This is a genomic window from Martinezella sp. CNPSo 3964 (assembly GCF_057784375.1).
Genome location: NZ_JBXSOW010000005.1, coordinates 142,923 through 165,204 on the forward strand (window position 1 = coordinate 142,923; position 22,282 = coordinate 165,204).

17 protein-coding genes are annotated in these 22,282 nt (G+C 60.7%); 6 read left to right on the top strand and 11 right to left on the bottom strand.

Annotated features, from left to right (window positions below):
* The 10 genes from AC13Q5_RS17195 to AC13Q5_RS17240 all read right to left on the bottom strand — a co-directional run bounded on the left by AC13Q5_RS17195 (nt 1) and on the right by AC13Q5_RS17240 (nt 12,735).
* Nucleotides 1–798 carry an ABC transporter ATP-binding protein gene (locus tag AC13Q5_RS17195; protein WP_488502538.1) on the bottom strand — a complete coding sequence of 266 codons (798 nt, stop codon included), beginning with the start codon at nt 796–798 and terminating at the stop codon, nt 1–3.
* 10 nt (nt 799–808) lie between these two features.
* On the bottom strand, nt 809–1,705 hold the full coding sequence (gene ntrB / locus AC13Q5_RS17200; protein ID WP_488502539.1) for a nitrate ABC transporter permease: 897 nt from the start codon (nt 1,703–1,705) through the stop codon (nt 809–811).
* 34 nt (nt 1,706–1,739) lie between these two features.
* Complete coding sequence (locus AC13Q5_RS17205; RefSeq protein ID WP_075853959.1) at nt 1,740–3,038, bottom strand: CmpA/NrtA family ABC transporter substrate-binding protein; 1,299 nt, start codon at nt 3,036–3,038, stop codon at nt 1,740–1,742.
* A gap of 370 nt (nt 3,039–3,408) precedes the next feature.
* Nucleotides 3,409–4,707, bottom strand: coding sequence for a CmpA/NrtA family ABC transporter substrate-binding protein (locus AC13Q5_RS17210; RefSeq protein ID WP_457879538.1), 1,299 nt, complete (start codon nt 4,705–4,707; stop codon nt 3,409–3,411).
* 55 nt (nt 4,708–4,762) lie between these two features.
* The gene (locus AC13Q5_RS17215; protein WP_075853961.1) at nt 4,763–5,350 is read right to left on the bottom strand and encodes an ANTAR domain-containing response regulator; all 588 of its coding nucleotides are present in this window, start codon (nt 5,348–5,350) and stop codon (nt 4,763–4,765) included.
* A 114-nt stretch (nt 5,351–5,464) separates the two neighbouring features.
* A complete protein-coding gene (locus tag AC13Q5_RS17220; protein ID WP_083961377.1) occupies nt 5,465–6,520 on the bottom strand; it encodes a siderophore-interacting protein in 1,056 nt (351 codons plus the stop codon).
* On the bottom strand, nt 6,517–8,508 hold the full coding sequence (gene fhuB, locus AC13Q5_RS17225) for a Fe(3+)-hydroxamate ABC transporter permease FhuB (protein ID WP_488502754.1): 1,992 nt from the start codon (nt 8,506–8,508) through the stop codon (nt 6,517–6,519). The genes AC13Q5_RS17220 and fhuB overlap by 4 nt, the downstream gene beginning before the upstream one ends.
* Nucleotides 8,501–9,394 carry an iron-siderophore ABC transporter substrate-binding protein gene (locus AC13Q5_RS17230; RefSeq protein ID WP_488502540.1) on the bottom strand — a complete coding sequence of 298 codons (894 nt, stop codon included), beginning with the start codon at nt 9,392–9,394 and terminating at the stop codon, nt 8,501–8,503. The genes fhuB and AC13Q5_RS17230 overlap by 8 nt, the downstream gene beginning before the upstream one ends.
* 101 nt (nt 9,395–9,495) lie before the next feature.
* Complete coding sequence (locus AC13Q5_RS17235) at nt 9,496–11,682, bottom strand: TonB-dependent siderophore receptor (protein ID WP_457879541.1); 2,187 nt, start codon at nt 11,680–11,682, stop codon at nt 9,496–9,498.
* Between the two features lie 168 nt (nt 11,683–11,850).
* Nucleotides 11,851–12,735 (bottom strand): AraC family transcriptional regulator, encoded by an 885-nt coding sequence (locus tag AC13Q5_RS17240; protein WP_075853966.1) that lies wholly within the window; start codon nt 12,733–12,735, stop codon nt 11,851–11,853.
* A 285-nt stretch (nt 12,736–13,020) separates the two neighbouring features.
* Here AC13Q5_RS17240 and htpG point away from each other — a divergent pair, with 285 nt between their 5' ends.
* From htpG to AC13Q5_RS17270, 6 genes are all read left to right on the top strand, one after another.
* On the top strand, nt 13,021–14,910 hold the full coding sequence (htpG, locus tag AC13Q5_RS17245; RefSeq protein ID WP_488502541.1) for a molecular chaperone HtpG: 1,890 nt from the start codon (nt 13,021–13,023) through the stop codon (nt 14,908–14,910).
* 264 nt (nt 14,911–15,174) lie between these two features.
* Nucleotides 15,175–15,948, top strand: coding sequence for a siderophore-interacting protein (locus AC13Q5_RS17250; protein ID WP_075853969.1), 774 nt, complete (start codon nt 15,175–15,177; stop codon nt 15,946–15,948).
* Between the two features lie 335 nt (nt 15,949–16,283).
* On the top strand, nt 16,284–18,023 hold the full coding sequence (locus AC13Q5_RS17255) for a type I secretion system permease/ATPase (protein ID WP_488502755.1): 1,740 nt from the start codon (nt 16,284–16,286) through the stop codon (nt 18,021–18,023).
* Complete coding sequence (locus AC13Q5_RS17260; protein WP_488502542.1) at nt 18,020–19,330, top strand: HlyD family type I secretion periplasmic adaptor subunit; 1,311 nt, start codon at nt 18,020–18,022, stop codon at nt 19,328–19,330. The genes AC13Q5_RS17255 and AC13Q5_RS17260 overlap by 4 nt, the downstream gene beginning before the upstream one ends.
* A 143-nt stretch (nt 19,331–19,473) precedes the next feature.
* Nucleotides 19,474–20,136, top strand: a complete 663-nt coding sequence (locus AC13Q5_RS17265) for a GntR family transcriptional regulator (protein ID WP_488502543.1) — start codon at nt 19,474–19,476, stop codon at nt 20,134–20,136.
* Between the two features lie 2 nt (nt 20,137–20,138).
* Nucleotides 20,139–20,588, top strand: a complete 450-nt coding sequence (locus AC13Q5_RS17270) for an OsmC family protein (protein ID WP_075853972.1) — start codon at nt 20,139–20,141, stop codon at nt 20,586–20,588.
* Nucleotides 20,589–20,711: 123 nt separating this feature from the next.
* Here the strand turns inward: AC13Q5_RS17270 and eglC are convergent, their stop codons facing one another.
* Nucleotides 20,712–22,148: an endo-1,3-1,4-beta-glycanase EglC gene (gene eglC / locus AC13Q5_RS17275; protein ID WP_488502544.1), complete on the bottom strand. Its 1,437-nt coding sequence runs from the start codon at nt 22,146–22,148 to the stop codon at nt 20,712–20,714.
* Nucleotides 22,149–22,282: the final 134 nt, after the last annotated feature.

The window sequence follows — 22,282 nt, forward strand, 5'->3', positions numbered from 1 at the left end:
TCACTCCGCGGCTTCGACGAAGCGGTGGCGTTCGTAGAGGAACTTCAGCACAGCTTCGCGGCATTTGAGGTAGATTCGGTCGGACGCAAGCTCGATGCGGTTGCGCGGACGCGGGATCGGCACTTCAAGAATATCGCCGATATGGGCGGCCGGGCCGTTGGTCATCATGACGATGCGGTCGGACAGTAGCACCGCTTCGTCGACGTCGTGGGTGATCATCACCATGGTACTGCCGAGGCGAGCGTGAATTTCCATCACCGCATCCTGCAGATGAGCGCGGGTGAGCGCGTCCAACGCCCCGAAGGGTTCGTCGAGCAGCAGGATCTTCGGCTGCATGGCAAGCGCCCGGGCAATCCCGACGCGCTGTTTCATGCCGCCCGAAATTTCCGAGGGGCGCTTGTCCTTGGCATGCGCCATCTGCACGAGATCGAGATTGCGCATCACCCAGTCATGGCGCTCGGCCTTGGTCTTGGTGCCGCGAAACACTTTCGAGACAGCGAGATTGACGTTCTCGTAGACGCTCAGCCAAGGCAGCAGACTATGGTTCTGGAAGACGACGGCCCGATCCGGGCCGGGCGCGTTGACTTCACGGTTCTCTAGCAGCACCGCGCCGGCAGAAACCGGCGTCAGGCCGGCGATGAGGTTGAGCAGGGTCGACTTGCCGCAGCCGGAATGACCGATGATCGAGACGAATTCGCCCTTGTCGATGACGAGTTCGATGCCCTTCAGGACTTCGGCCCGCTGGCCGCCGCGATCGAAATATTTGTCAATATGATCAAGCTTCAGGTAGGCGCTCATTGGGGTCTCCTTAGTTGCTCGTCATGCCGCGGGTCACGACGGCGCCGAGGCCTGCGACCAGACGATCGAGGACAAAGCCGGTGATGCCGATATAGGCGAGCGCCACGATGATGTCGGGCAGGCGTGAGGAGTTCCACGCGTCCCAGATGAAGAAGCCGATACCGACGCCGCCGGTCAGCATTTCGGCGGCAACGATCGCAAGCCAGGAAAGCCCGGCGCCGATGCGCAGTCCGGTGAAGATGTAGGGGGCTGCCGCCGGCACCATGATGCGGAAGAAGAATTCGATCTGGTTCAGCCGCAATACCTTGGCGACGTTGCGATAATCCTGCGGAATGTTGCGCACGCCGACCGCCGTGTTGATGATGACGGGCCAGATCGAAGTGATGAAGATCACGAAGATCGCCGACGGGTTGGAATTCTGGAAGGCTGCGAGCGAGAGCGGCAGCCAGGCAAGCGGCGGCACGGTGCGCAGCACCTGGAAGATCGGGTCGAGGCCGCGCATCGCCCAGACCGATTGCCCGATCACCGCGCCGATCAGCACGCCGGCGACAGCGGCAAGGCCAAAGCCATAGGCGACGCGCTGCAGGGAGACGAGCACGCGCCAGGCAAGCCCGATATCCTGCGGCCCATTGTAGAAGAAGGGGTAGACGATGAGGTCATAGCTCTCCTGCCAGACCTGCGATGGCGGCGGCAGGCTGGCGCCCGGCTGCTCACAGAGCAGCTGCCAGACAGCGAGTAGAAGCACCAGGACCACGAGCGGCGGCAGGACGTTGCGCAAGACCGAAGCTGCGATGCGGCGGGGCTCAATGCGACGGGTGGGACGAGCCGCCAATGTCACGACATGGCTCTTTGCAGGAGCAGGCGCTTGCGCAACGGCGGCTTCCTGTTTGCGGGCGGTTACGGACATTGAACGAATCCTTTTTGGAAGAGAGTGCCAAGCTTCACGACGCCACCTTGATCGAGAGGCTTTCGAGGTAGGCAGTGGGGTTTTCGGGGTCGAAGACCTTGCCGTCGAAGAAGGTTTCCTTGCCGCGAGACGTCGATGCCGGAATGTCCGATGCGGCAACGCCGAGATCCTTTGCGGCATCGCGCCAGATATCCTGGCGGTTCACCTGGCCGACCAGCGTCTTGATATCGGTGTTGGGTGCGAACTTGCCCCAGCGCATGTTCTCGATGATGAACCAGGCATCATGGCTCTGATAGGGATAGGAAACGCCGCCCTTCCAGAATTTCATGTAAAGATCGGTACCCTTGGCGATGCGGCCGTTGCCGTAGTTGATGTCGCCCTTCAAGCGGCCAAGCACGTCCTTGGGCGGCACGTTGAACCATTGCCGCTTGCCGAGGATGGTGGCCATCTCCTCCTTGTTGTCCATGCTGTCGCACCATTGCTGGGCTTCCATGACCGCCATCAGCAAAGCCTTGGCGGCCTTCGGGTTCTTCTCGATCCAGTCGGCGCGCATGCCGAGGGCCTTTTCCGGATGGCCCTTCCAGATCTCTCCGGTCGTACAGGCGGTAAAGCCGATGCCCTGGTTGACGAGCTGTTCGTTCCAGGGTTCGCCGACACAGAAGACGTCCATGTTGCCGACCTTCATGTTCGCCACCATCTGCGGTGGCGGCACGACGATGGTCGAGACGTCCTTGTCGGGGTGGATTCCGCCGGCGGCCAGCCAATAGCGGATCCACAGATCATGCGTGCCGCCAGGGAAGGTCATGGCCGCCTTGATCTCCTTGCCTGCGGCTCTTTTCGCGTCAAAGGCGGCTTTCAGCTTGGAAGCATCGAGCTGGACGCCGGTGTCGGCGTATTCCTTTGCGACCGAAATGCCCTGGCTGTCGTAGTTGAGGCGGGCGAGGATCGCCATCGGCACGGGCTGGTTGTTCTGCGTCACCTTGCCGGTATGCATGAGGTAGGGGAGTGGCGAGAGAATGTGGGCGCCATCAATACCGTTTGCGGCCCCGCCGAGCACGAGATTGTCGCGCGTCGCGCCCCAGGATGCCTGTTTGGCGACATCGGCGTCGGGAAGGCCGTGCTTTTCGAACAGGCCCTTTTCCTTGGCAATGACCAGCGGCGCGGCGTCCGTCAGCGCGATATAACCAAGTTTTACCCCTGTCACTTCAGGTCCGGCCGTCGCTGCAAAAGCGCCGGAGGGGAAGGCTGTCCTGACGGCGCCGATCAGGGCTGCCGTGGCGGACGTCTTCAATAGATTTCGGCGCGTAACGCCACCGGACAGAATTGTTTTCACTTGCAGTTTCCCCTTGTTTTGCTCGTGACGCCTGGATTTCGGGCATAAAAAAACGCCGCTCGGTCGATGCGGCCCGGGACAGGAAAGGAATCCCCGGGGCAAGAACCTTGCGACGTCGATGTCTTTGGCGAGCGCGTTTTCCGCGCATTGCCTGCCTCGATCGCCGTTGATCGAAGCAAAACTAAATAAGCAAGCCGCGTGCCAGTTTTTCGCGGCGATGTCATGGCATTGTAATTGCTTGATTATTCGGAAAAATGATGTGGCGGCTTGTTTTGCAGGCAGTTGCGGCTTCTGCAAATATTTTGAGCGGATGCCGCTCCTACGACTTTCGATCCTGCGCTTATTCTGTGCAGTGCAGCATGGTCGGAGGCTAGATGTCGTCGCTCGAAGAGCGCGTCGCGCTTGTCGTTTTTACGGCGAATCCGGCGATGTAGGCGGCGATCTCTGCCGGATCGAAAACATGCCCGTCCATGAAGCGATCGCCGTCCCTGTCGCCTTCGATGCGGATATCGGCATCATCGGGTGACGCCTCCTCGCCGAGCGCCAGCCGATAGAGGTCGGAACGATAGGCCGAGGCTGCCATCTTCATGTTCTGCTCGGAAAGTGCGCTTTGTCCCCAGCGTATCATCTGGCTGAAGATCCAAAGCGCCTGGCTCGGGCGTGGATAGTTGGCAAAGCTGCCATGGAAACTGAAATATCTGTCGATGATGCGGCGGTGGCCCCTGGCATCAAGATTGAATTCGCCTGCCAGCACATGGCGGATGATGTGGACGGGGGCTGCGATATAGCGTTGGTCGGCGAGCGCTTCGGCAAGGGCGTCGTGATTTTCCGCTTGGTCGCACCAGCGCGCGGCCGCGTCCAGCGCCACAATGAGGCGCGAAACGGTTTCGGGATGGCTTTCGGCCCATTCCGGGCGCATGCCGATCACCTTTTCCGGCGCGGATGGCCAGATATCCTGCTTGGCCGCGACGATGCGGCCGACGCCTCGTTCGGATGCGACCATGTTCCAGGGCGCGCCAACGCAGAAGCCATCGATGGCCCCTGCTGCAAGCGCATCGGACGTGAGAGGCGGCGGCACGACGACAAGCTTCACGTCGCGATCGGGATCGATGCCGCCGGCGGCCAGCCAATAGCGGAATTCATAATTATGCGACGAGAACGGATAGGTCATGCCAAGCGTCGGCGGCTGCTCTCCGCGCGCCTTCATGGTGTCGACCACTTTCGCAAGCGCCTGCGAATTTTCCAATGCGCTTGCCTGGTCGGAAAGACCTGTTTCGTCGCACATGCGGTCAAACAGCCGCGTCGAGAGGGTGATGGCGTTGCCGCCGCAGCCGAGCGAGAATGGCGTAATCGTCGGCGAGGGGTTCGAGCCAAGCCCGAGCATGGCTGCGACCGGCATCGGCGAGAGCATATGGGCGATGTCGAACTGGCGAAAGGCAAGCCGGTCGCGGACATTGGCCCAGGAGACGTCCTTGACGAGATCGAGTGCGATCCCCTCCTTGCGGGCGAAGCCGAATTCCGCAGCCGCAATCAGGACTGACGCATCGACGAGCGGAATGAAGCCTGCGCGCAATGTGCGCGGGCCTTCGCTGGTAATCTTGGCAGGCGCCGAAGCATTGCTGTTGCCTGCCTTTTGGACCTTGGCGGAACGGGCTGCTTGCACTCTCATATTCACTCCGATGTCTCCCCTCTCAGGGCGGCGGACAGGAAGGGTCTCCGCATACTCACATCAGCAACCCCGCTGCTGTCACGACGCTTTGCGCGATCTCGGACATCTTCTTCTTCTCATTCATGGCCGTCTGCCGCAGCAGCGCGAAGGCTTCGTCCTCCGAAAGGCCGCGCATTTTCATCAAGATGCCCTTGGCGCGCTCGACGACCTTGCGTTCTTCGAGCGCCGACTTGGCTTCCGCCAGCTCCCGCTGCAGCCGGCTGAAGGCGTTGAAACGGCTGACGGCCATATCGAGGATCGGCTTTACCCGCTCCTTCTTGAGGCCGTCGACGATATAGGCCGATACACCGGCCTCGACGGCCGCCTCGATCGAGGCCGTGTCGGAGCGATCGACGAACATGGCGATCGGCCGCCCCACCGTCCGCGTCAGCTGAAACAGGTGCTCCATCATGTCGCGGTTCGGATTTTCGAGATCGATGATGATGACGTCGGGGCGTAACGTCTCGATCGTGCGTGCGACGCCCTGCACTTCATGGATGACAGTCACCCGCGCATGGCCAGCCTCCCGCAAACCCTCCTCGATGATAGAGGCGCGGATCGCATTTTCATCGATCACAAGAATGGTCAGATCGAGACGGCTCATGCCGTCTTTATGACGCAACGCAGCAAAGCGGGCAAGTGTCGTTCGATGAAATATTAGGCGCATTATTAAATCGCCTAAATTTTAGTCACATTGCGCCGCTTATTGGCTAATTCCTCAGCACTTCTGCCAATAGGCGGCGATGCTGAAGGTGCCAGGATCGCGCGCTATCTCTGTCTTGACGAAAGTACGGATGGCGCGGGCTTGTTTCTGCTCGCAGGCGGCCCAGACATAGGTTTCCGGATCGGCTGCGAGCACGAGATCGCGAATGATGCGCTCAAGGGTGTCTGTCGTTCCCGCCGGTGCACCGTTGCGATGCAGCCAGGTCAGATCCATCGACGCGCTTGAGGTCAGCGGCTGCTCTTCCTGCTTGTCCGCGACCTCCAGAAAGATGCGCAGTTCGGCATTGGCGGGCACGGAGGCCGCGATGCGGGCAATGGCAGGCAATGCGGTTTCGTCGCCGGCGAGAATGAGCTTGCGTGCTGCCGGCACACCGCCGCCTCCAGGCCCGATCAGGCCAACACGATCACCGGCACGCGTAGTCATCGCCCAGGTCGCGCCCGGAACGTTGTCACCTTCATGCACGACGAAATCGATGTTCATCTCGCCGCGGTCCAGATCGATGCTACGGATCGTGTAGGCGCGGATGGTCAGTGCATCATCGCCCTTCGGCCAATGGATGCGGCCGTCCGGCTCCGTATGCGGCCAGACCGGTTCGCGACCCTTCGGTGGGATGAGCAGTCGCACATGCATGCCGCCCTCGACGAAATGCCTGGCGTCATCGGTCGCCACCACGACGCGACGCATATGCGGGGCAATGTCGTAGGCGTCGACGACGCTAACTTCGCGGAAATTCGGTATGGCTGTTGGTTGCGGCCCATCGGCCCAATTGAGGTCGAGCGCATTGCCGGTGGAGAGTTCAAACAGGTTTTCCGCAACCATGCTGCGGATCGTGAAGAGCATAGCTGCCGTCGGGCAACGCAGCTTGATGTCGAGACGATCATTGCTGACGGCGATATCGGCACTGCCGATGACGGTATCGAGGCGCGCCCCGGCCTCGCTCCGCGTGATGGTGACGTGTTCGGCAAAACGCGCGCAGAACTGATCCAGCAGCTGACCGGCATCCCTGTGGGTCGCCACGCCGGAAGCGGTGAAATCCCTTGCGTGCATCATTGCTTTGTCTCCTTGCGGGTCAGGAACCAGATGAGATAGGGGCCGCCGATCAAGGCCGCGAACAGGCCGACGGGAACCTCATAGGGAAAGATCACAATTCGCGACAACCAGTCGGCCAGCACGAGCAGCATGGCGCCCAGCAACAAGCTCGCGGCCAGCTGTTTGACGGTGCTACGGAAGCCGATGAGGCGGCCAAGATGCGGCGCGATCAATCCGGTGAGGCTAAGCGGACCGACGAGGAAAGAGGGGATCGCGGTCAGGAGGGCCGCCAGAATCGCCAAAACGAGCCGGCTCGCCGCAACCGAAAGGCCGATGGAGCGCGAGACGTCGCGGCCAAGCGGCAGAACATCGAACCACCGCCGCAGGATCGGCAAGACCAGAACGAGAAGCGCAAGCGAAATAATACCGGTCCAGGCTTCGAAGGCGCCGGCCCGGTTGGTGGAGCCTGACAGCCAGTTCAGCAGGAGATAGGCGCGCAGATCGCCGCGGGAGAGAACGACGGTGACGATCGCCATGCAGAGAGCACCGATGGCAACGCCCGAAAGCAGCAATCGCTCGGGGCCGAAGCCTCCCCGTGCGCTGAATGCCATCATGGCCAGGAACGCGATCAGCGCGCCGATCGTCATCGCCGTGATCGTGATGGCGGGCGAGGGAAATGCAAAGAGGAAGAGCGCGATGGTCAGCCCCGCGCCGCCGCCGGCGCTCACACCCAGGACCTCGGGGCTTGCAAGCGGATTGGCGGTGAGGCGCTGCATGATGAACCCGGCTGCGGCGAGCATCGCGCCAGCGGTCGCTGCAACGACGGTGCGCGGCAGGCGGAAAGGCAGAAGGTCCCAGAACTGGCTGCCGAGCGCTACGTGCCAGCCGTCGAAACTACGCCCGAGTGACAGAGCAAAGAGGATCAGGAGAACGAAGCCCATCGCGAGCAAAATAAGCGCTCGTCCCGGCGCTGCAATCATCAGTCGCGCCCGCGGGGTGCCGTCGGTGCGGAGCGCGTTGCCGGAATGCAGGCGCGGCAAAAGCAGAAGCAAGAGTGGCCCGCCGAGGAGCGCGGTCGCTGCTCCCGTCGGGGCAAGGTCGGTAAACCCCGGCGAAAGGAGCTGCACCAGGCAATCCGTCAGGAACAGCAGGCCGGCTCCAGCCATGGGTGCGGCGATCAGCAGCTGCCTGGTGCGACGCGCGCCGCAGAATCTGGCGATGTGAGGTGCTGCCAGCCCAAGAAAGCCGATGATGCCCACCTGTGCCGTCACCGAAGCTGCAAGCCAGACGGCAAGCGTCAGAATGGCAAAGCGCATGCTGTGCAATGCAAGGCCGAGGTTCTTGGCGCTGCTGTCGTCCAGGCTCATCACCGTCAGCGGACGGACCAATGCCAATGCAGCGGCAAAGCCGATGATCAGACGCGGCGCAAGCGTGATGACGCCATCCCAGCTCTGCTGGTTCAGCGCGCCCGCACCCCAGATGAAGACGGACATGGCATATTCGCCGCGCGCAAGGATGATGGTGACGCTAAGCGAGGTGGCGACCAACGTCACCATCATGCCGCACAACGCCACCGTCACCGGATCGAGGTCACGGCGCCAGCTCAAGGCGAGAACGATGAGGACGGCCGCAAGTCCGCCGGCAAAGGCGGAGATTTCGCGCGGCAGGCCGATCAGCAACGGAAAGAGCCCGACAGCGATTGTCATCGCCAGCTGCGAGCCGGCGGCAATCCCGAGCGTCGAGGCATCGGCGATCGGATTGCGCAGCACCCTTTGCAACAGGGCGCCGGAAAGGCCGAGTGCCGCGCCGGCGATGATCGCGATGGCCGACCGTGGCAGCAGGCTATCGATGAGCAGGATATGGTTGAGGGCGGCTGCATCGCGCATATCGGCGGCAAGCTGCGGCCGCTGGAAGAGGAGTGCCGCAAAGGCAAGGATGGAGATAGCACCGAGCAGCGCCCCATTGCGTACCAGCGATTTGTCTTTGGCAATCACGGGCCGATCAACCATTCCATGCACGGTTGAGCCCTCCCGCCAGCAGATCGGCAAAGCGCTCGGCAGCCGGCAGCGCGCCATAGGGATTGATTGAGCCGAGTATCAGGACACGACCCTGCCGCACGGCGGGAAGGGCGTTCCAGAAGGCGCTTTGCCGGAGTTCCGCCAAAGCTTCGGCCGGATGCGGCGGGATGAGAACGATCCATGCGTCCGGCATGGCGGCAAGCCGCTCGATGCCGACGGGGGCGGTCGCCGAATAGCTTGTCAGGTCCGGCCAGGCATTGGTGAGGCCAGTGCGGGTCAGAACTTCCCCGAACATGCTGTCGGAACCGAAAACGCGAAAGTGCCTGGAGTCACCCAGATTGATCGGCAGGATCGGACGATGGTCTCCCTTGCCGAAGCTGTCGCGATAGACTTCAAGCTTTTCCCGCGTCGCCTCGACGAGGGCACGGGCCGCGGGCAAGCCGAGCCGTTCTCCGATCGCAAGCGTCATCTCTTCGGAAAGATGGTAGGGGCTGGCTCCGGGCTGATAGACGGCATGGCTCTCGACCGGCGCGATCAGCCGCATGCGATCGTCGGCCCAGGCGTAGAAATTCGAATTGAAGATCAGATCCGGCTTGGCGGCATAAAGAACTTCGAAATTCGGCGTGCCGCGCAGCCCGAGATCGGCGACGTCGGCGGGGACGGCAGGGGTGACGGCTACGTCTCTGAACTGCAGAAGCTCGGTGCCAGCGACCACATTGGCGCCGATCGCCAGCAGTGTTTCCAGAATGGCCCAATCGAGCGTCGCGACGCGCAGACCTGTCGCGGCATGCGCCGGCGTCAGACCGGTGAGGACGCCGGCGCCCGCCATGGTCAGCAGCTGCCGGCGTGACAGCCTATGAGCGCTTGCTGCCGTCATGCCGGCGTCATCCTTGATTTCAAACGAATTGGAGGATTGCCTTGTGGCAATCCTCGGCTCTTTGCCATTATCGAGAACGAAAGTATACTTCTATCCTCAACTTACCACTTCTTGCTGAGCTTGAAGGTGATGGTTCTCGCTTCGCCATAGCCGCAGACGTTCTCGCCCGCGCAACCCGAGACATACTCCTTGTCGAAAAGGTTTGAGACGTTGAGTGCGGCACCCCAGCCCTTCTTCTCGTAGCGGATGCCGGCGTCGAAAAGCGTTGCCGAAGGTACGCGCAGAGTATTGGCCTGGTCCGCCCAGGATTTGCCCTGGTAGCGTACGCCGGCGCCGATGCTGAGGCCGTCAAGCGCGTCGCTCGTGAAGGCATAGTCGAGCCACAAGGATGCGGTGGAGTTCGGCACCAGATAGGGTGAGTTGCCGATGATGGAGGAGTCCAGATCCTTGGTGACTTCGAGGTCGGTATAGGAATAGGAGCCGAGCAGCTTCCAGTTGTCGTCCAGATTGACCTTGCCTTCGAATTCGACGCCGCGCGAACGGACCTCGCCGACCTGGCGCTGCAGGAAGGTGACCGGATCGGTCAGCGCCATGTTCTTGCGGTCGATCTGGAAGACGGATGCCGTAAACAGGCCGTCGATGAAGTCGGGCTCGTACTTGATGCCAGCCTCGTATTGCTCGCCTTTCTCCGGCGTCAGGCCGCCGCCGCTGACGCTGGTGCCGATCAGCGGATTGAAGAAGGTGCCGGCGCTGATATAGGGCGTGATGCCATTGGAAAACTCGTAGGCAAGGCCGGCTCGTCCGCTCGGCGCGTTCTCGTTCGACTTGTAGGTGGTGCCGATCTTCGAGTCTGAATTGGTATCGACGAAGTCGTAACGGCCGTTGAGCGTTACCAGCCAGCCATCGCCGAAGCGCATCTGGTCCTGCGTGTAGATGCCGAGCTGCTGCTGCGTCATGACCTGATTGAGGTAGACGAAGTTCGTGCCCTGCGTGGTGCCGTAGACCGGGTTGGTGGCGCTGATCGGGTTGGAGCCGCAGCAGGCCTGAATCTGGTCGAGACGATAGATCGAATAATCGGTGCCGATCAGGAAATCATGACTGATCGGGCCGGTGTCGAACTTGTTTTCCGCGCGGGTATCGACCGAGAACGTATCGACCTTCGAACGCTCGAAAAAGCCGATGCGGTTCAGCATATAATTCGGATCGTCATAACCTGGGCTAAGCGGATTTCCATCCACATAGCCGTTCAGATACGGGCCTTCCTCGCGCTTGTAGAGATGGCCGTAGCGCGCATTCTGCGACACGGTCCAGCCGCCGTCGAAATCATGCGAGAATTCGTAGCCAAGCATCTGCTGGGCATATTTGAGATTGTCGATGCTGCGTTCGCCATAGAAGGCATCGCGCTTGATCTTGCCGAAAGGTGCATCGACGACGGTACCGACATAGGGGAAGAAGCCGTTGCCGCTGTGGATCTCGTCGAGGCCGCTCAGCATCCCGAAGACGGTCAGCTTGGTGGACTCGTCGGGCGAGATGGTGACCTGCGGCATGATGAAGCCACGCAGATCATGGGTGCCGTCGCTATAGGTGTCGCCGCCGGCGATTTTGCCTGTCAGGCGGTAGCGATAGACGCCGTCGGCCGAAAGCTTGTCGGAGAAGTCGAAGCCGACGAAGGCATTGCCGAGATTGTTGATGCCGATCTCGGTCGAATATTGGGGTGTATCGGTCGGCTCCTTGCGGACCATGTTGACGAGGCCGCCCGGATTGGCGCCGCCGTAAAGCACGGAAGAGGGGCCTTTCAGCACTTCGACGCGCTCAAGCATGTACGGATCGATCTGGAAGCCGCCGAAGCCGTAGCTGTAGAGCGTCAGGCCGTTCATGAAGACGCCGCTCTGGGTGGCGTCGAAGCCGCGAATATAGAACCAGTCGGTATCGCCGTCGTTGCCGAAGGGCTGCGCGGTAACGCCGGGCGTATAGCGCAGCGCCTCATCGACCTTGTTGGTAATGCCGCGATCCTGCATTTCCTGCTGGCCGATGACGGAGACCGACTGCGGCACCTCGGTGATCGGAGTGTCGGATTTCGAACCCGACGTGGTCTTCTTGGCGACATAGCCTTTGACCGGCGCCGTGCCGCTGGCTTCGCTTTTCTGCTGCGAGCCCTGGATGACCAAAGGCTGCAGCTCGGTCGGCGTTTCCTGCGCCATGACCTTAGAGCCCGCCAGCAGCGCGATAATGGCCACGCCCGTCGCCATGAGCCGCGCTCGCGATACGTCCTGCTTCAATCCCTGCATTTTAGTTATTTGTCCCGAATTCTTGCGCCCGTTCGGCCTCACAGCCGATCCCTCGATAAGATGAGCAGTTAACTCATATTTACCGACGCGGCTTGTCTGTCACGGGGGAAATTGAATGTTTTTGGGCAATTCTCCGCAGGGCGCGCAATTGCTCGCGGACTGTGGTTTTCAGGCAAGCCTGCTGCGCTTCCAGCTGGCCGGCGCGGTGCCGACATTCTTGCGGAAGACGCGGGTGAAATGTGCCTGATCGGCAAAGCCGGTTTCGACGGCGACTGTTGTCAGCGACATTTCGCTGTTCAGAAGAAGCTGCTTGGCCCGTTCGAGCCTGGCCTGGGTTTGCCATTGATGCGGCGGCAGGCCCGTCGATGCCTTGAAGGCATGGCTGAAGTGCGATTGCGAGAGGCCGGTCAGTGCTGCCAGCTCCTCCAGGCGGATGGCTCGCGTGCAGTGCTCTTCGATATAGTCGACCGCACGACGTAGTTGCCAGGTGGCGAGGCCGCTGCGCTTGCGCGGCTGGGTTCCACGCAACTGCAGCACATCGATCAGCAACGAAAGTGTCAGACCGTCCCCGTACAGATCGTGCAGCGGCTCGGGGTTTTCGCACTCAGCAGCGATCAACTCGGCAAGCGTCATCACGCGCTGGTCGTTGAAATGCAATTGCGGCCGCTCAAGCTGCGCCGGATCGATATTTTTCATCAGGCGCTGGCTGATGATGTCAGCATCGAAATGGATATCGAGGTGGCGGACGAACTCGACGCCTGCCATGTCGACCCATAGCTCCATGCCGGCCGGAATATAGGAGATGCGTCCGCTATCGTAGTCCTGCAGCCGGCCCCGTGCACGAGGCGAGGGCCGGACATCGGTCGTGCCTGCGCCACGCTGTTCCAGAAGGATGAACAGGCGCGGATCGCGCGCCACATAGTATCCGCCTGCCTGTGCCGCACAATTGACGTTCCAGATATCGGCCACCATGCCGTTCCAATAGCGGCGATGCACGCCGCCGATGACGGAAAAGCCTCCGATCTTGTTCTGCATTTTAGGCTGAAACGTCATTTGCTGCTTCCGGTGCCGCTCCCGCGCAATAATCCTTCAGATTAAACTCAAGTTATTATAGCAACGCCGCGAGGATGGCAATCATCAGCTTGCGATACGAGGCGGCTTCGGTCGGCCTTTTCGACCGAAGCCTGGAACAACGCGCCGAATTGACGATTGTACTTGCCGAACGGCAATCCTCTTGCCCCGTTTTGAGCTCGGAGCGACAACGCCCGCTTGAAATTTCGCTCGTCTTCCGCCACCTGTGCGGCGCGACTTTTGTTATTCCCAGGAGACTAGACGCTTATGACGACCACCACCGCAGAAAATACCGCCGAGAGCCACGTTTTCGAGGCTGACGTTGCCCGCCTTCTGCACATGATGGTTCACTCGGTTTATTCGGACAAGGATGTCTTCCTGCGCGAGCTGATCTCGAATGCGGCGGATGCCTGCGAGAAGCTGCGCTATGAGGCGATTGCCCACCCCGGCCTGCTGGCAAACGATCCCGACAGCCGCATCCTTCTGACGCTCGATGCCGATGGCGGCAAGCTCATCGTGGAAGATAACGGCATCGGCATGAGCCGCGACGAGATGATCGAGGCGCTCGGCACGATCGCCCGCTCCGGCACGCGCGCCTTCATGGAGCGCATCGAAGCCAACAAGCAAGGCGAGGGCGCGCAGCTGATCGGTCAGTTCGGCGTCGGCTTCTATTCCTGCTTCATGGTTGCCGACCGGGTCGATGTCGTCTCGCGCCGCGCCGGTGCCGAAGACGCCTGGCTCTGGTCTTCGGACGGCAAGGGCGGCTATAGCGTTGCCCCCGTCGATGTGAGCGAAGCGCCGGCTCGTGGCACCCGTATCACGCTGCATCTGATGGAGGATGCGAAGAGCTATGCGTCGCGCTGGTCCGTCGAGCGCATTGTCAAGGAACAGTCCGGCCATGTGCCGGTGCCGATCAAGATCGCCGAAAAGCCGGGCGAGGAGGCAACGCAGCTCACCGACGGCACCGCGCTCTGGACCAAGTCGAAGAACGATATCACGGCGGAAGAATATACCGATTTCTATCGTGGCGTGTCGGGTCAGTATGATGAACCTGCTCTGACGGTGCATTTCCGCGCCGAGGGCCGTCATGAATATTCGGCGCTCGCCTTCGTGCCGGGTTCGCAGCCTTTCGATCTCTTCGACCCGGATCGCAAAGGCCGCATGAAGCTCTATGTGAAGCGCGTCTTCATCACCGACGAGGCGGAATTGCTGCCGCGCTATCTCCGCTTCGTGCGCGGCCTCGTCGACACGTCGGACCTGCCGCTCAACGTCTCGCGCGAGATGATCCAGGAAAGCCCGATCCTGACCGCGATCCGCAAGGGTGTGACCAACCGCATCATCACTGCGATCGAGAAGCAGGCGGAAAGCGATCATGACGCCTTCCTGAAGATCTGGGAGAATTTCGGCAGCCTCATCAAGGAAGGCATCTACGAGGATTTCGAGCGTCGATCGCAGCTTCTGGCATTGTCGCGCTTCCGCACGACCACTTCGGGAGATGGCTATCGCTCGCTTGCCGACTACGTCAGGGATGCCAAGGAAGGCCAGCAGGCTATCTATTATCTCGTTGGCGGCAGCCTGGAGCAACTAAAGGCGTCGCCGCAGCTGGAAGGTTTCCGCGCCCGTGGCATCGAAGTTCTGCTGCTGACGGATTCCGTCGACAGCTTCTGGGTGACCAACGCGCCTGAATTCGAAGGCAAGAGCTTCAAGTCGATCACGCAAGGCTCCGCCGATCTCGCCCAGTTCAAGAAGCAGGATGAGGACAAGCCGGAAAACGAAAGCGCGCCCGCCGACGTGCAGGCCTTCCTCGAATACGCCAAGCAGAAGCTCGCCGACGAGGTTTCAGACGTGCGCGCTTCGGATCGCCTCGTCGAAAGTGCAGTCTGCCTCGTTGCCGCCGAGCAGGGCTATGACCGCCAGCTTGAAAAGATCCTGCAGGGGGCGGGCCGTCTGCAGTCCAGTGCCAAGCCGATCCTCGAAATCAACATGGATCACTCGGTCGTGAAGGCGATTGCCGCCAAGGCGGATGCGCCGTCCCTGCGTGACGATGCCGCCTTCCTGCTGCTCGATCAGGCCCGCGTCCTCGACGGCGACAAGCCCGCCGATCCACGCGCCTTTGCCGAGCGTCTGGCGCGCTTGATGGAAAAGGCACTGCAGTAACTCAATGGAAATCGGCGCGGCTCACAGGGTCGCGCCGATCTGCCACAACGAAGATTGTCGGTGTCTCGAAAAACTTGTCTTAAATTATCATCTTTTCGTTGCGATGTGAGAACTCTTCTTCTATAGAGAACGCAGATTGGCCGGACGTTGTTCGGCCACGTAAGCGTTAACGTCACTCAACGCGTATGATCGAACGGCTCTGCGGCTTCGGTCTGCGCGACTGTGTCCTGCGGATCGAGATCGAAGAGCCTCGAAAGGACACCAATGGATACCCCCCAGACTTCCAACCCGGCCATCTCTGCACCGAAGATCGAGCGTGTGCGCCATGAGCTGAAGCGGCGCTCCCTGACGGTGACGGCAATCGAGAGGATCACGCCCGGCATGCTGCGCATCCGGCTGGCCGGTGAAGATCTCGGCGATTTCGTCAGCCTTGCGCCCGACGACCACATCAAGGTTCTAGTGCCGGGCGCGGGCGAGGAGATGGAGCGGCGCGACTATACGCCTCGCCAATACGATACCGATGCACGCACACTCGTCATCGATTTCGCCGTCCATGAGGCGGGACCGGCCACACAATGGGCGCTCGATGCTTCGGTCGGCGACGGGCTGGAGATCGGCGGCCCGCGCGGTTCGGCTGTTGTCTCCGCCGATATCGAGAACTGGCTGCTGATCGGCGACGAAACGGCACTGCCTGCGATCGGCCGCCGGATTGAAGAGGCGCGCGCGGGTGTGCGTGTAACGGCCATTGCGGCAGTTGTCGGCGCTGCTGAACATCAGACCTTTCAAACCGACGCGCAGCTGGATATGCGCTGGGCGTATCGGCCCCTTTCGGAGGCAACCGATCCCTCCGCGTTGATGAAAATTCTTCAGTCCGTAGACCTGCAGCCCGGCACTTTCGTCTGGATAGCGGCTGAGGCTTCCGTCACACGCGCCTTGCGTTCCTACCTCGTCGAGGAGCGTGGCTATCCGCTAAGCTGGATTAAGGCATCCGGCTATTGGGTCAAAGGCAAGGCGGACACGGCTGAGAAATTCGATTGAACGCGGACGCAGGCGGCAAGACGCCGCCTGCTCGTCCTGATGTGATGGATCAGGCATCTTGCCGGAACAGGCTGCTGCCCCATTTCATGGCGCAATTGTCCCGTAAGTGGACAAGGCGTTCCGCGATAAGGTTGGGTTCACCGAAACTGCATTCTGGGTAGATTTCGACTTCCTAAATTGCGTGGGATCGTCGAAGGTTAGGCGCGAAGCGGGGATGATGGCGGAGGCCATAGGCGATCGCTTTGCAGGTCCATGGCGCTGAGCGGGAGGCGGTGCTTTGGGTGTCATGTAAATTCCTGCCGTACGCGGCGGCCAATGTTGAGGATCGACGCGAGGTGCTTGCCGTCCCGAAAGACCCGCCGCAGACATTCGTTGCGCTGATGCTGTCGGCGCTTCGCAAGGCCTTCATCGGCATCGCCCTGGCGAGCGCCGCCATCAACGTGCTGGCATTGACCGGCTCCTTCTTCATGCTGCAGGTCTATGATCGGGTCATTCCCAGCCATAGCCTGCCGACGCTGTCCGGTCTCGTCATCATCGTCGTGACCCTTTACCTGTTTCAGGGTGTAATCGAATTCCTGCGATCCATGCTGCTTGTGCGCATCGGCATGTCGCTCGACGAACGCATGAACAGGAAGGTCTTCGGCGCGCTTCTGTTCCTGCCGAGCAAAAAACAGACGTCGGACGATGGGCTGCAATCCGTCCGTGACCTCGAGCAGATCCGCTCCTTCCTCTCCGGCAGCGGTTCGACGGCGCTGTTCGATCTTCCTTGGGTGCCGTTCTATCTGATCCTTTGTTTTCTATTCCACTTCTGGATCGGTTTCACTGCTTTATGCGGTGCTCTGCTGCTCGTCGTCATTACCGTCGCTGCCGAAATGCTGTCGCGCCGACCGGCCCTGGAGGCGGCCAAGTCTTCGGCGGCGCGCCTCGGCTTCGCCCAGGCGGCACGGCGCAACTGGGAGGTTGCCGTCGCCATGGGTTTTTCCGGCCGGCTCACCGATAAGTGGGCTGCCATGAATGATGATTATCTCAGGCATCAGCTGACGGCGAGCACCGTCGTCGGCGCGTTGACCATTGCCGCGAAGATAGCGCGCATGATGCTGCAATCTGGTGTCCTTGCCGTCGGTGCGATCCTCGTCATTCGGCAGGAGGCGACGGGAGGCATTATCATTGCGAGTTCGATCCTGTTGACGCGGGCGCTGGCGCCCGTCGAGCTTGCGATTGCCCAATGGAAGGGCTTCGTTGCCGCGCGCCAGGGCTGGACGCGGCTTGCCAAACTTCTTGATGCCGCGCCGCCCGAGCCGCAGGCATTCGCCTTGCCATCACCGTCGCGAGAGCTCAGCGTCGAGAATATCAGCCTTACCTCTCCGGGTGGCCGCGATCTTATCCTGCGCAATGTCTCGTTCAAGATATCGGCGGGGACAGTGCTTGGCATCATCGGCCCGAGCGCATCGGGCAAGTCGTCGCTGGCGCGTGCGATTTGCGGCCTTTGGCCGGTCGCCATTGGTACGGTGAGGCTCGACCGTGCCGCACTTTCGCAGTGGGATACTGATGAATTTGGGCGGCATATCGGCTATCTGCCGCAGGATGTAGACCTCTTCGATGGCTCGATCGCCGAGAATATTTCACGTTTTGCCGAAGACCTGCGAACGGAGCCGATCATCGCGGCAGCAAAGGCGGCAGGCGTTTACGACATGATCGTCAAGCTCCCGGATGGCTTCGATACGAAAATCGGCGAAGGCGGATCGCGCCTTTCGGCCGGTCAGAGGCAGCGTATCGCCTTGGCGAGGGCGCTTTACGGCGATCCCTTCCTGGTGGTCCTCGACGAGCCGAATTCCAATCTGGATGCGGAAGGCGAGGCGGCGCTGACAGCCGCCCTTGCAGGGGTGAAGGACAGGGGCGGCATTGCGATCGTCATTGCCCACCGGCCGAGCGCTCTGGCCGCCACCGATACGGTGATGATCGTTGCCGGCGGCCAGGTTCAGGCATTCGGGTCAAAGAAGGATATCCTTGGTCCGTCGCCCAAGCAGCTCGGAACGGCCCATCTGGCCATTGCCGGCGGGGAGACGCACGGATGATCGACAAGGCCTCGCCATCGACCGAGCGGACGATCCGCCGCCTGTCGCTGCTGGTGGTCGCGGCGATCCTTCTGCTGTTCGGCGTCATGGGCGGCCTTGCCGCCGCAACGAAGATCTCCGGTGCGGTGGTCGCCTCCGGCACGCTCGTCGTCGACAGCTATGTGAAGCTGGTGAAGCACCTGAAGGGCGGGATCGCCCGGACGATCCTGGTGAAGAACGGCGATCATGTTGCCGCAGGACAGGTGCTCGTCCGGCTTGACGATACCCAGACCAGAGCCAACCTCTCGATCATCCGCAAACGGCTCAACGAACTTACCGCCCGCACGGCGCGTCTGGCAGCGGAACGCGACGGCCGGGAGGATATCGACTTTCCGGCCGATCTGCTCTCGTCCGCCGCAAATGCTGATGTGGCAGCGATTCTGGCCGGGGAGCGTCGGCTCTTTCGTGATCGCCAGGCGTCGCGCGACGGACAGAAGTCGCAGCTTCACGAGCGCATTCAGCAGCTCAGGCAGGAGATAGATGGGCTCGTCGCGCAGGAGGATGGCAAGCGGCGCGAGATCGCGCTCATCGCCAAGGAGCTCGGCAGCCTTGAAGGCCTGCTCAATCAGGGCATCATTTCCGCGACGAAGGTCTACTCGCTGCAGCGGGAAAGCGCTTCGCTGAACGGCGATCTCGGCAACCTCGTCTCGTCCATCGCCCAGACCAAGGGCAAGATCGCGGAGACCGAACTGCAGATCCTGCAGATCGACGCCGATCACAGTTCGGAAGTGTCCGAGCAACTGCGTCAGGCTGAAAGCGATAGCGGCCAGTTTTCCGAGCGTCTGATCGCGGCCGAGGACGATCTCAAGCGGATCGACATCAAGGCGCCGCAGGCGGGGATCGTCGACCAGCTGAGCATCCACGCCGAAGGAGCCGTCATCTCGCCCGCCGAAGCGATCCTGCAGATCGTCCCGGACAAGGATGCGCTGGTGGCGGAGCTGAAACTTGCGCCGCAGGATATCGATCAGATTACCGTAGGACAGGTGGTATCCTTGCGCTTTCCTGCCTTCAACCAACGGATCACGCCGGAATTGAACGGGCAGGTCGCTACTATTTCGGCGGATCTGGCGACGGACCAACGCTCGGGGCAAAGCTATTATGTCGTGCGGGCCAAGGTGGCAAAGCCGGAATGGGATCGGCTGGGGCAGCTTACGCCGCTGCCCGGCATGCCGGTGGAAGCCTTCCTGCAGACGGGCCAGCGAAGTGTCCTGGCCTACCTGACAAAGCCGATGACCGATCAGATCAGGCGGGCGTTCAGGGAAGACTAGGGCGGAGATCCATTTGCGATCTGTCGTGAAATGGCCGTTGCCAGAAGGGCGGGCAGCGTGTGGGCTCGGAGTGCTGCGTCTATCCAGCCAAGGCGGAAAGGCGAGAAGAGCCGCGATCGAACAGGAACATCGACGATTGAGACTTGACCAGCTTTGAGGGAGTATATCACTTTGGATCCATGGATCCAAAGTCTATCTTTAACGAACTGCAGGATGAAATCGAGTCGGGCCAGTTGGCGCCAGGCTCCGTCCTCAAGCAGGAATTGATTGCTGAGCGTTTCGGCGTCAGCCGCCAGCCCGTCAGGCAGGCCTTGAACCAGCTGCTTGGGAGCGGCCTGGTCGTGCGACGCCCTGACAGAAGCCTTGCCGTGGCGATTCTCTCGGAGCGGGAGGCTGCTGAACTTACCGAACTTCGGGCTATTCTGGAGGTCGCTGCCTTGGAGCAGTCGGCCCCGTTGCTCACGTCGCCCCTCTTGCGGAAGGCTGAGAGGCTCAATGATGAGCTATTCGCGGAGTACGATCCGTTGCGGATTGAAGAGCTCGATCATCAATTCCATCGCACCTTGTACAGCGGGTGTAAAAATACTCGATTGCTTGGAACCATAGAAGCGCTTCGGCGGGAATCTCGTCGCGCATGCCTTCATCAAAAGCACGGTGCCCAGGAGCGTAGTGAGTTTTTCAAGGAGCATGCGGCAATCGTTGCCGCTTGTGCGCGGCAAGATGTCTCCGCCGCTGTGGAGCATCTTCGCGACCATCTTACTCAAACGACTGCAAGACCTCTTTCCATGCCGACAAGGGATGATTGATCATGAAAATGACCGTCGAGGTTCATTGGGAGCGAGAAGGAGCGGTATTTACCGACAAGCGCTACAGCCGTGCCCACATCTGGCGCTTTGATGGTGGGCAAGTCGTGCCGGCGTCGGCCTCGCCGCATATCGTTCCGCTTCCCTATTCTGTGGAAGCCAACGTCGATCCGGAAGAGGCCTATATCGCGGCGATCTCCAGCTGCCACATGTTGACGTTTCTCTCGCTCGCCGCGCCAAAGCGGATCGTCGTCGAGAGCTATACCGATAAGGTAACCGGCGTGATGGAGAAGATAGACGGCAAATTGATCGTCAGCCGTGTCGAACTCAGTCCGACCATCGTCTATGCCGGGGAGCCGCCAAACGCCGCAATGCAGGCGGAACTGCATCACTTGGCGCATGAGCAGTGCTTCATCGCCAATTCCGTCAAGACGCAAATCCAGGTCATGACTTAAGAAATCCATCTCGCCGCCACGATTGATCGGTGAATGGAGCCGCGCGGCAGCAATGGCGTGGAGCGGTAGCCCGGCCCAACCCGAATGCCTGCCGCTCGGACATTCAGGGTAACTTGATCCCCGTCAGATATGCCAGTCCGTCGTGTGGGCGGATTGTGTCGAGGCGGCAAGCTGGGCGTTATGATCGTCCAGGGAATAGGCCTTGATATAGTCGATCTTCATCTCGGACCCGTTGGGGAGGCCGTCCGTCGGAGTGCCCGCCACGCCGCCGACGGCTAAATCGACCAGCATGTACATCGGGCCATGCATATCGGTCGGTGTGTCGGCATGGGCAACGGCAACATCGTCGAAATACCAGACGATCTGATCCTTGTCCCAGAGCACGCCGTAATTGTGGAAGCCATCGGTGCTCGGCACTTCCACTGGAATAGACGTCTTCGTGTGTTCGCCGGTGGCATTCGAATGAACCGTCACATTGACGGTGGTCGGGTTTTGCCCGCGCATTTCCACCACATCGAGTTCCGGTGGCCAGGAACCATCCTCCGGCAACAGCCAGAAAGCAGGCCAGACGCCTTGGTTATGCGGCATCTCCGCCCGCATTTCGAAATAGCCGTAGGTCTGTGAGAAGGTGGATTGGGTGGTCAGAATGCCCGACGTATAATCATGGTTCTCGACGATCGATTTCAAGGCGTCCGGTGTTTGCTTCGCCGTGATCGTCAGAATGCCATCGGAGATGGAAAACGGGTTTGCGGATGCGGTCGGCGCGTAAGAAGGATTGATGTACCATTGCAGCTCGTCGTTCAGGCTGCTGCCCTTGTCCGGCGCCCAGGAGTATTTCGCATCCCAGGTACCCTGCGTTCCTTCGTGCAGCGAGAGCGAGTTGAAATCATCCGAAAAGGTCTGCGTTAGCGACGATCTGTCGAGCCCGAGCTGAAACTGGTCTTCATGCAGGTCGGAGATGGTCTTGTTGGCGAAGACCAGGCTTTCGCCATTGCCGAGATCGAGCCGGACGTTGGCGCCTTCCTGTGTGGAATGGCTGACAACCTGATCGAACGACGTCAGGCCATACTGATTGAGCCTGACCTTGTCATCATCGCTGAAATCGGTGATGAGATCGCTGCCGTTGCCCTTGCTGATGATGAAGGTATCGGCGCCACCGCCGCCGGTCAGCACATCGTTGCCGGCACCGCCATCGATGGTCTGGCTGCCGCTGCCGCCAGTGATGATATTATCGGCGTCATTGCCATAGGCATGACGGTTGTTGCCGGTGACCGTCAGATTTTCGAAATTTTCGGGCAGCGTATAATCCATCCAGGTATTGATGGTATCGATGCCAGCATTGGGCGCTTCATAGGCATGGTTGATGCTGGAATAGAGATAGTAGATATCGTCGCCAGTGCCGCCCATCATGGTCACGTTGACGGAGGCGTCACCCCACATGGAATCGTTGCCGGCCGTGCCGTAAAGCACCGGGCCAGAGCCGGTGGCGGAAAAGAAGCCTGTCGACGTGTCGCTATAGTAAAGTGGCTGTCCAAGGGCATTCAAAACTGAATTGGGCATGAGAATCCTCTTCCTTCGTGCCGGACGACCTCCTCCACCGAGCTAATATTTCTCCCCGCTCATATGCATCAAATAGCGTGCATTGTTTTTCTGCCCACCCCCAACAGCAAGTTTTTTCGCTGCGGTATCTAAAG

Bases quoted from the DNA above. Each gene is read 5' to 3' on its own strand.
- AC13Q5_RS17195 (WP_488502538.1), bottom strand. From the start codon at position 798: ATGAGCGCCTACCTGAAGCTTGATCATATTGACAAATATTTCGATCGC.
- AC13Q5_RS17230 (WP_488502540.1), bottom strand. From the start codon at position 9,394: ATGACGGCAGCAAGCGCTCATAGGCTGTCACGCCGGCAGCTGCTGACC.
- eglC (WP_488502544.1), bottom strand. From the start codon at position 22,148: ATGCCCAATTCAGTTTTGAATGCCCTTGGACAGCCACTTTACTATAGC.
- AC13Q5_RS17210 (WP_457879538.1), bottom strand. From the start codon at position 4,707: ATGAGAGTGCAAGCAGCCCGTTCCGCCAAGGTCCAAAAGGCAGGCAAC.
- fhuB (WP_488502754.1), bottom strand. From the start codon at position 8,508: ATGGTTGATCGGCCCGTGATTGCCAAAGACAAATCGCTGGTACGCAAT.
- AC13Q5_RS17260 (WP_488502542.1), top strand. From the start codon at position 18,020: ATGATCGACAAGGCCTCGCCATCGACCGAGCGGACGATCCGCCGCCTG.
- AC13Q5_RS17235 (WP_457879541.1), bottom strand. From the start codon at position 11,682: ATGCAGGGATTGAAGCAGGACGTATCGCGAGCGCGGCTCATGGCGACG.
- AC13Q5_RS17240 (WP_075853966.1), bottom strand. From the start codon at position 12,735: ATGACGTTTCAGCCTAAAATGCAGAACAAGATCGGAGGCTTTTCCGTC.
- AC13Q5_RS17215 (WP_075853961.1), bottom strand. From the start codon at position 5,350: ATGAGCCGTCTCGATCTGACCATTCTTGTGATCGATGAAAATGCGATC.
- AC13Q5_RS17250 (WP_075853969.1), top strand. From the start codon at position 15,175: ATGGATACCCCCCAGACTTCCAACCCGGCCATCTCTGCACCGAAGATC.
- AC13Q5_RS17220 (WP_083961377.1), bottom strand. From the start codon at position 6,520: ATGATGCACGCAAGGGATTTCACCGCTTCCGGCGTGGCGACCCACAGG.
- ntrB (WP_488502539.1), bottom strand. From the start codon at position 1,705: ATGTCCGTAACCGCCCGCAAACAGGAAGCCGCCGTTGCGCAAGCGCCT.
- AC13Q5_RS17270 (WP_075853972.1), top strand. From the start codon at position 20,139: ATGAAAATGACCGTCGAGGTTCATTGGGAGCGAGAAGGAGCGGTATTT.
- htpG (WP_488502541.1), top strand. From the start codon at position 13,021: ATGACGACCACCACCGCAGAAAATACCGCCGAGAGCCACGTTTTCGAG.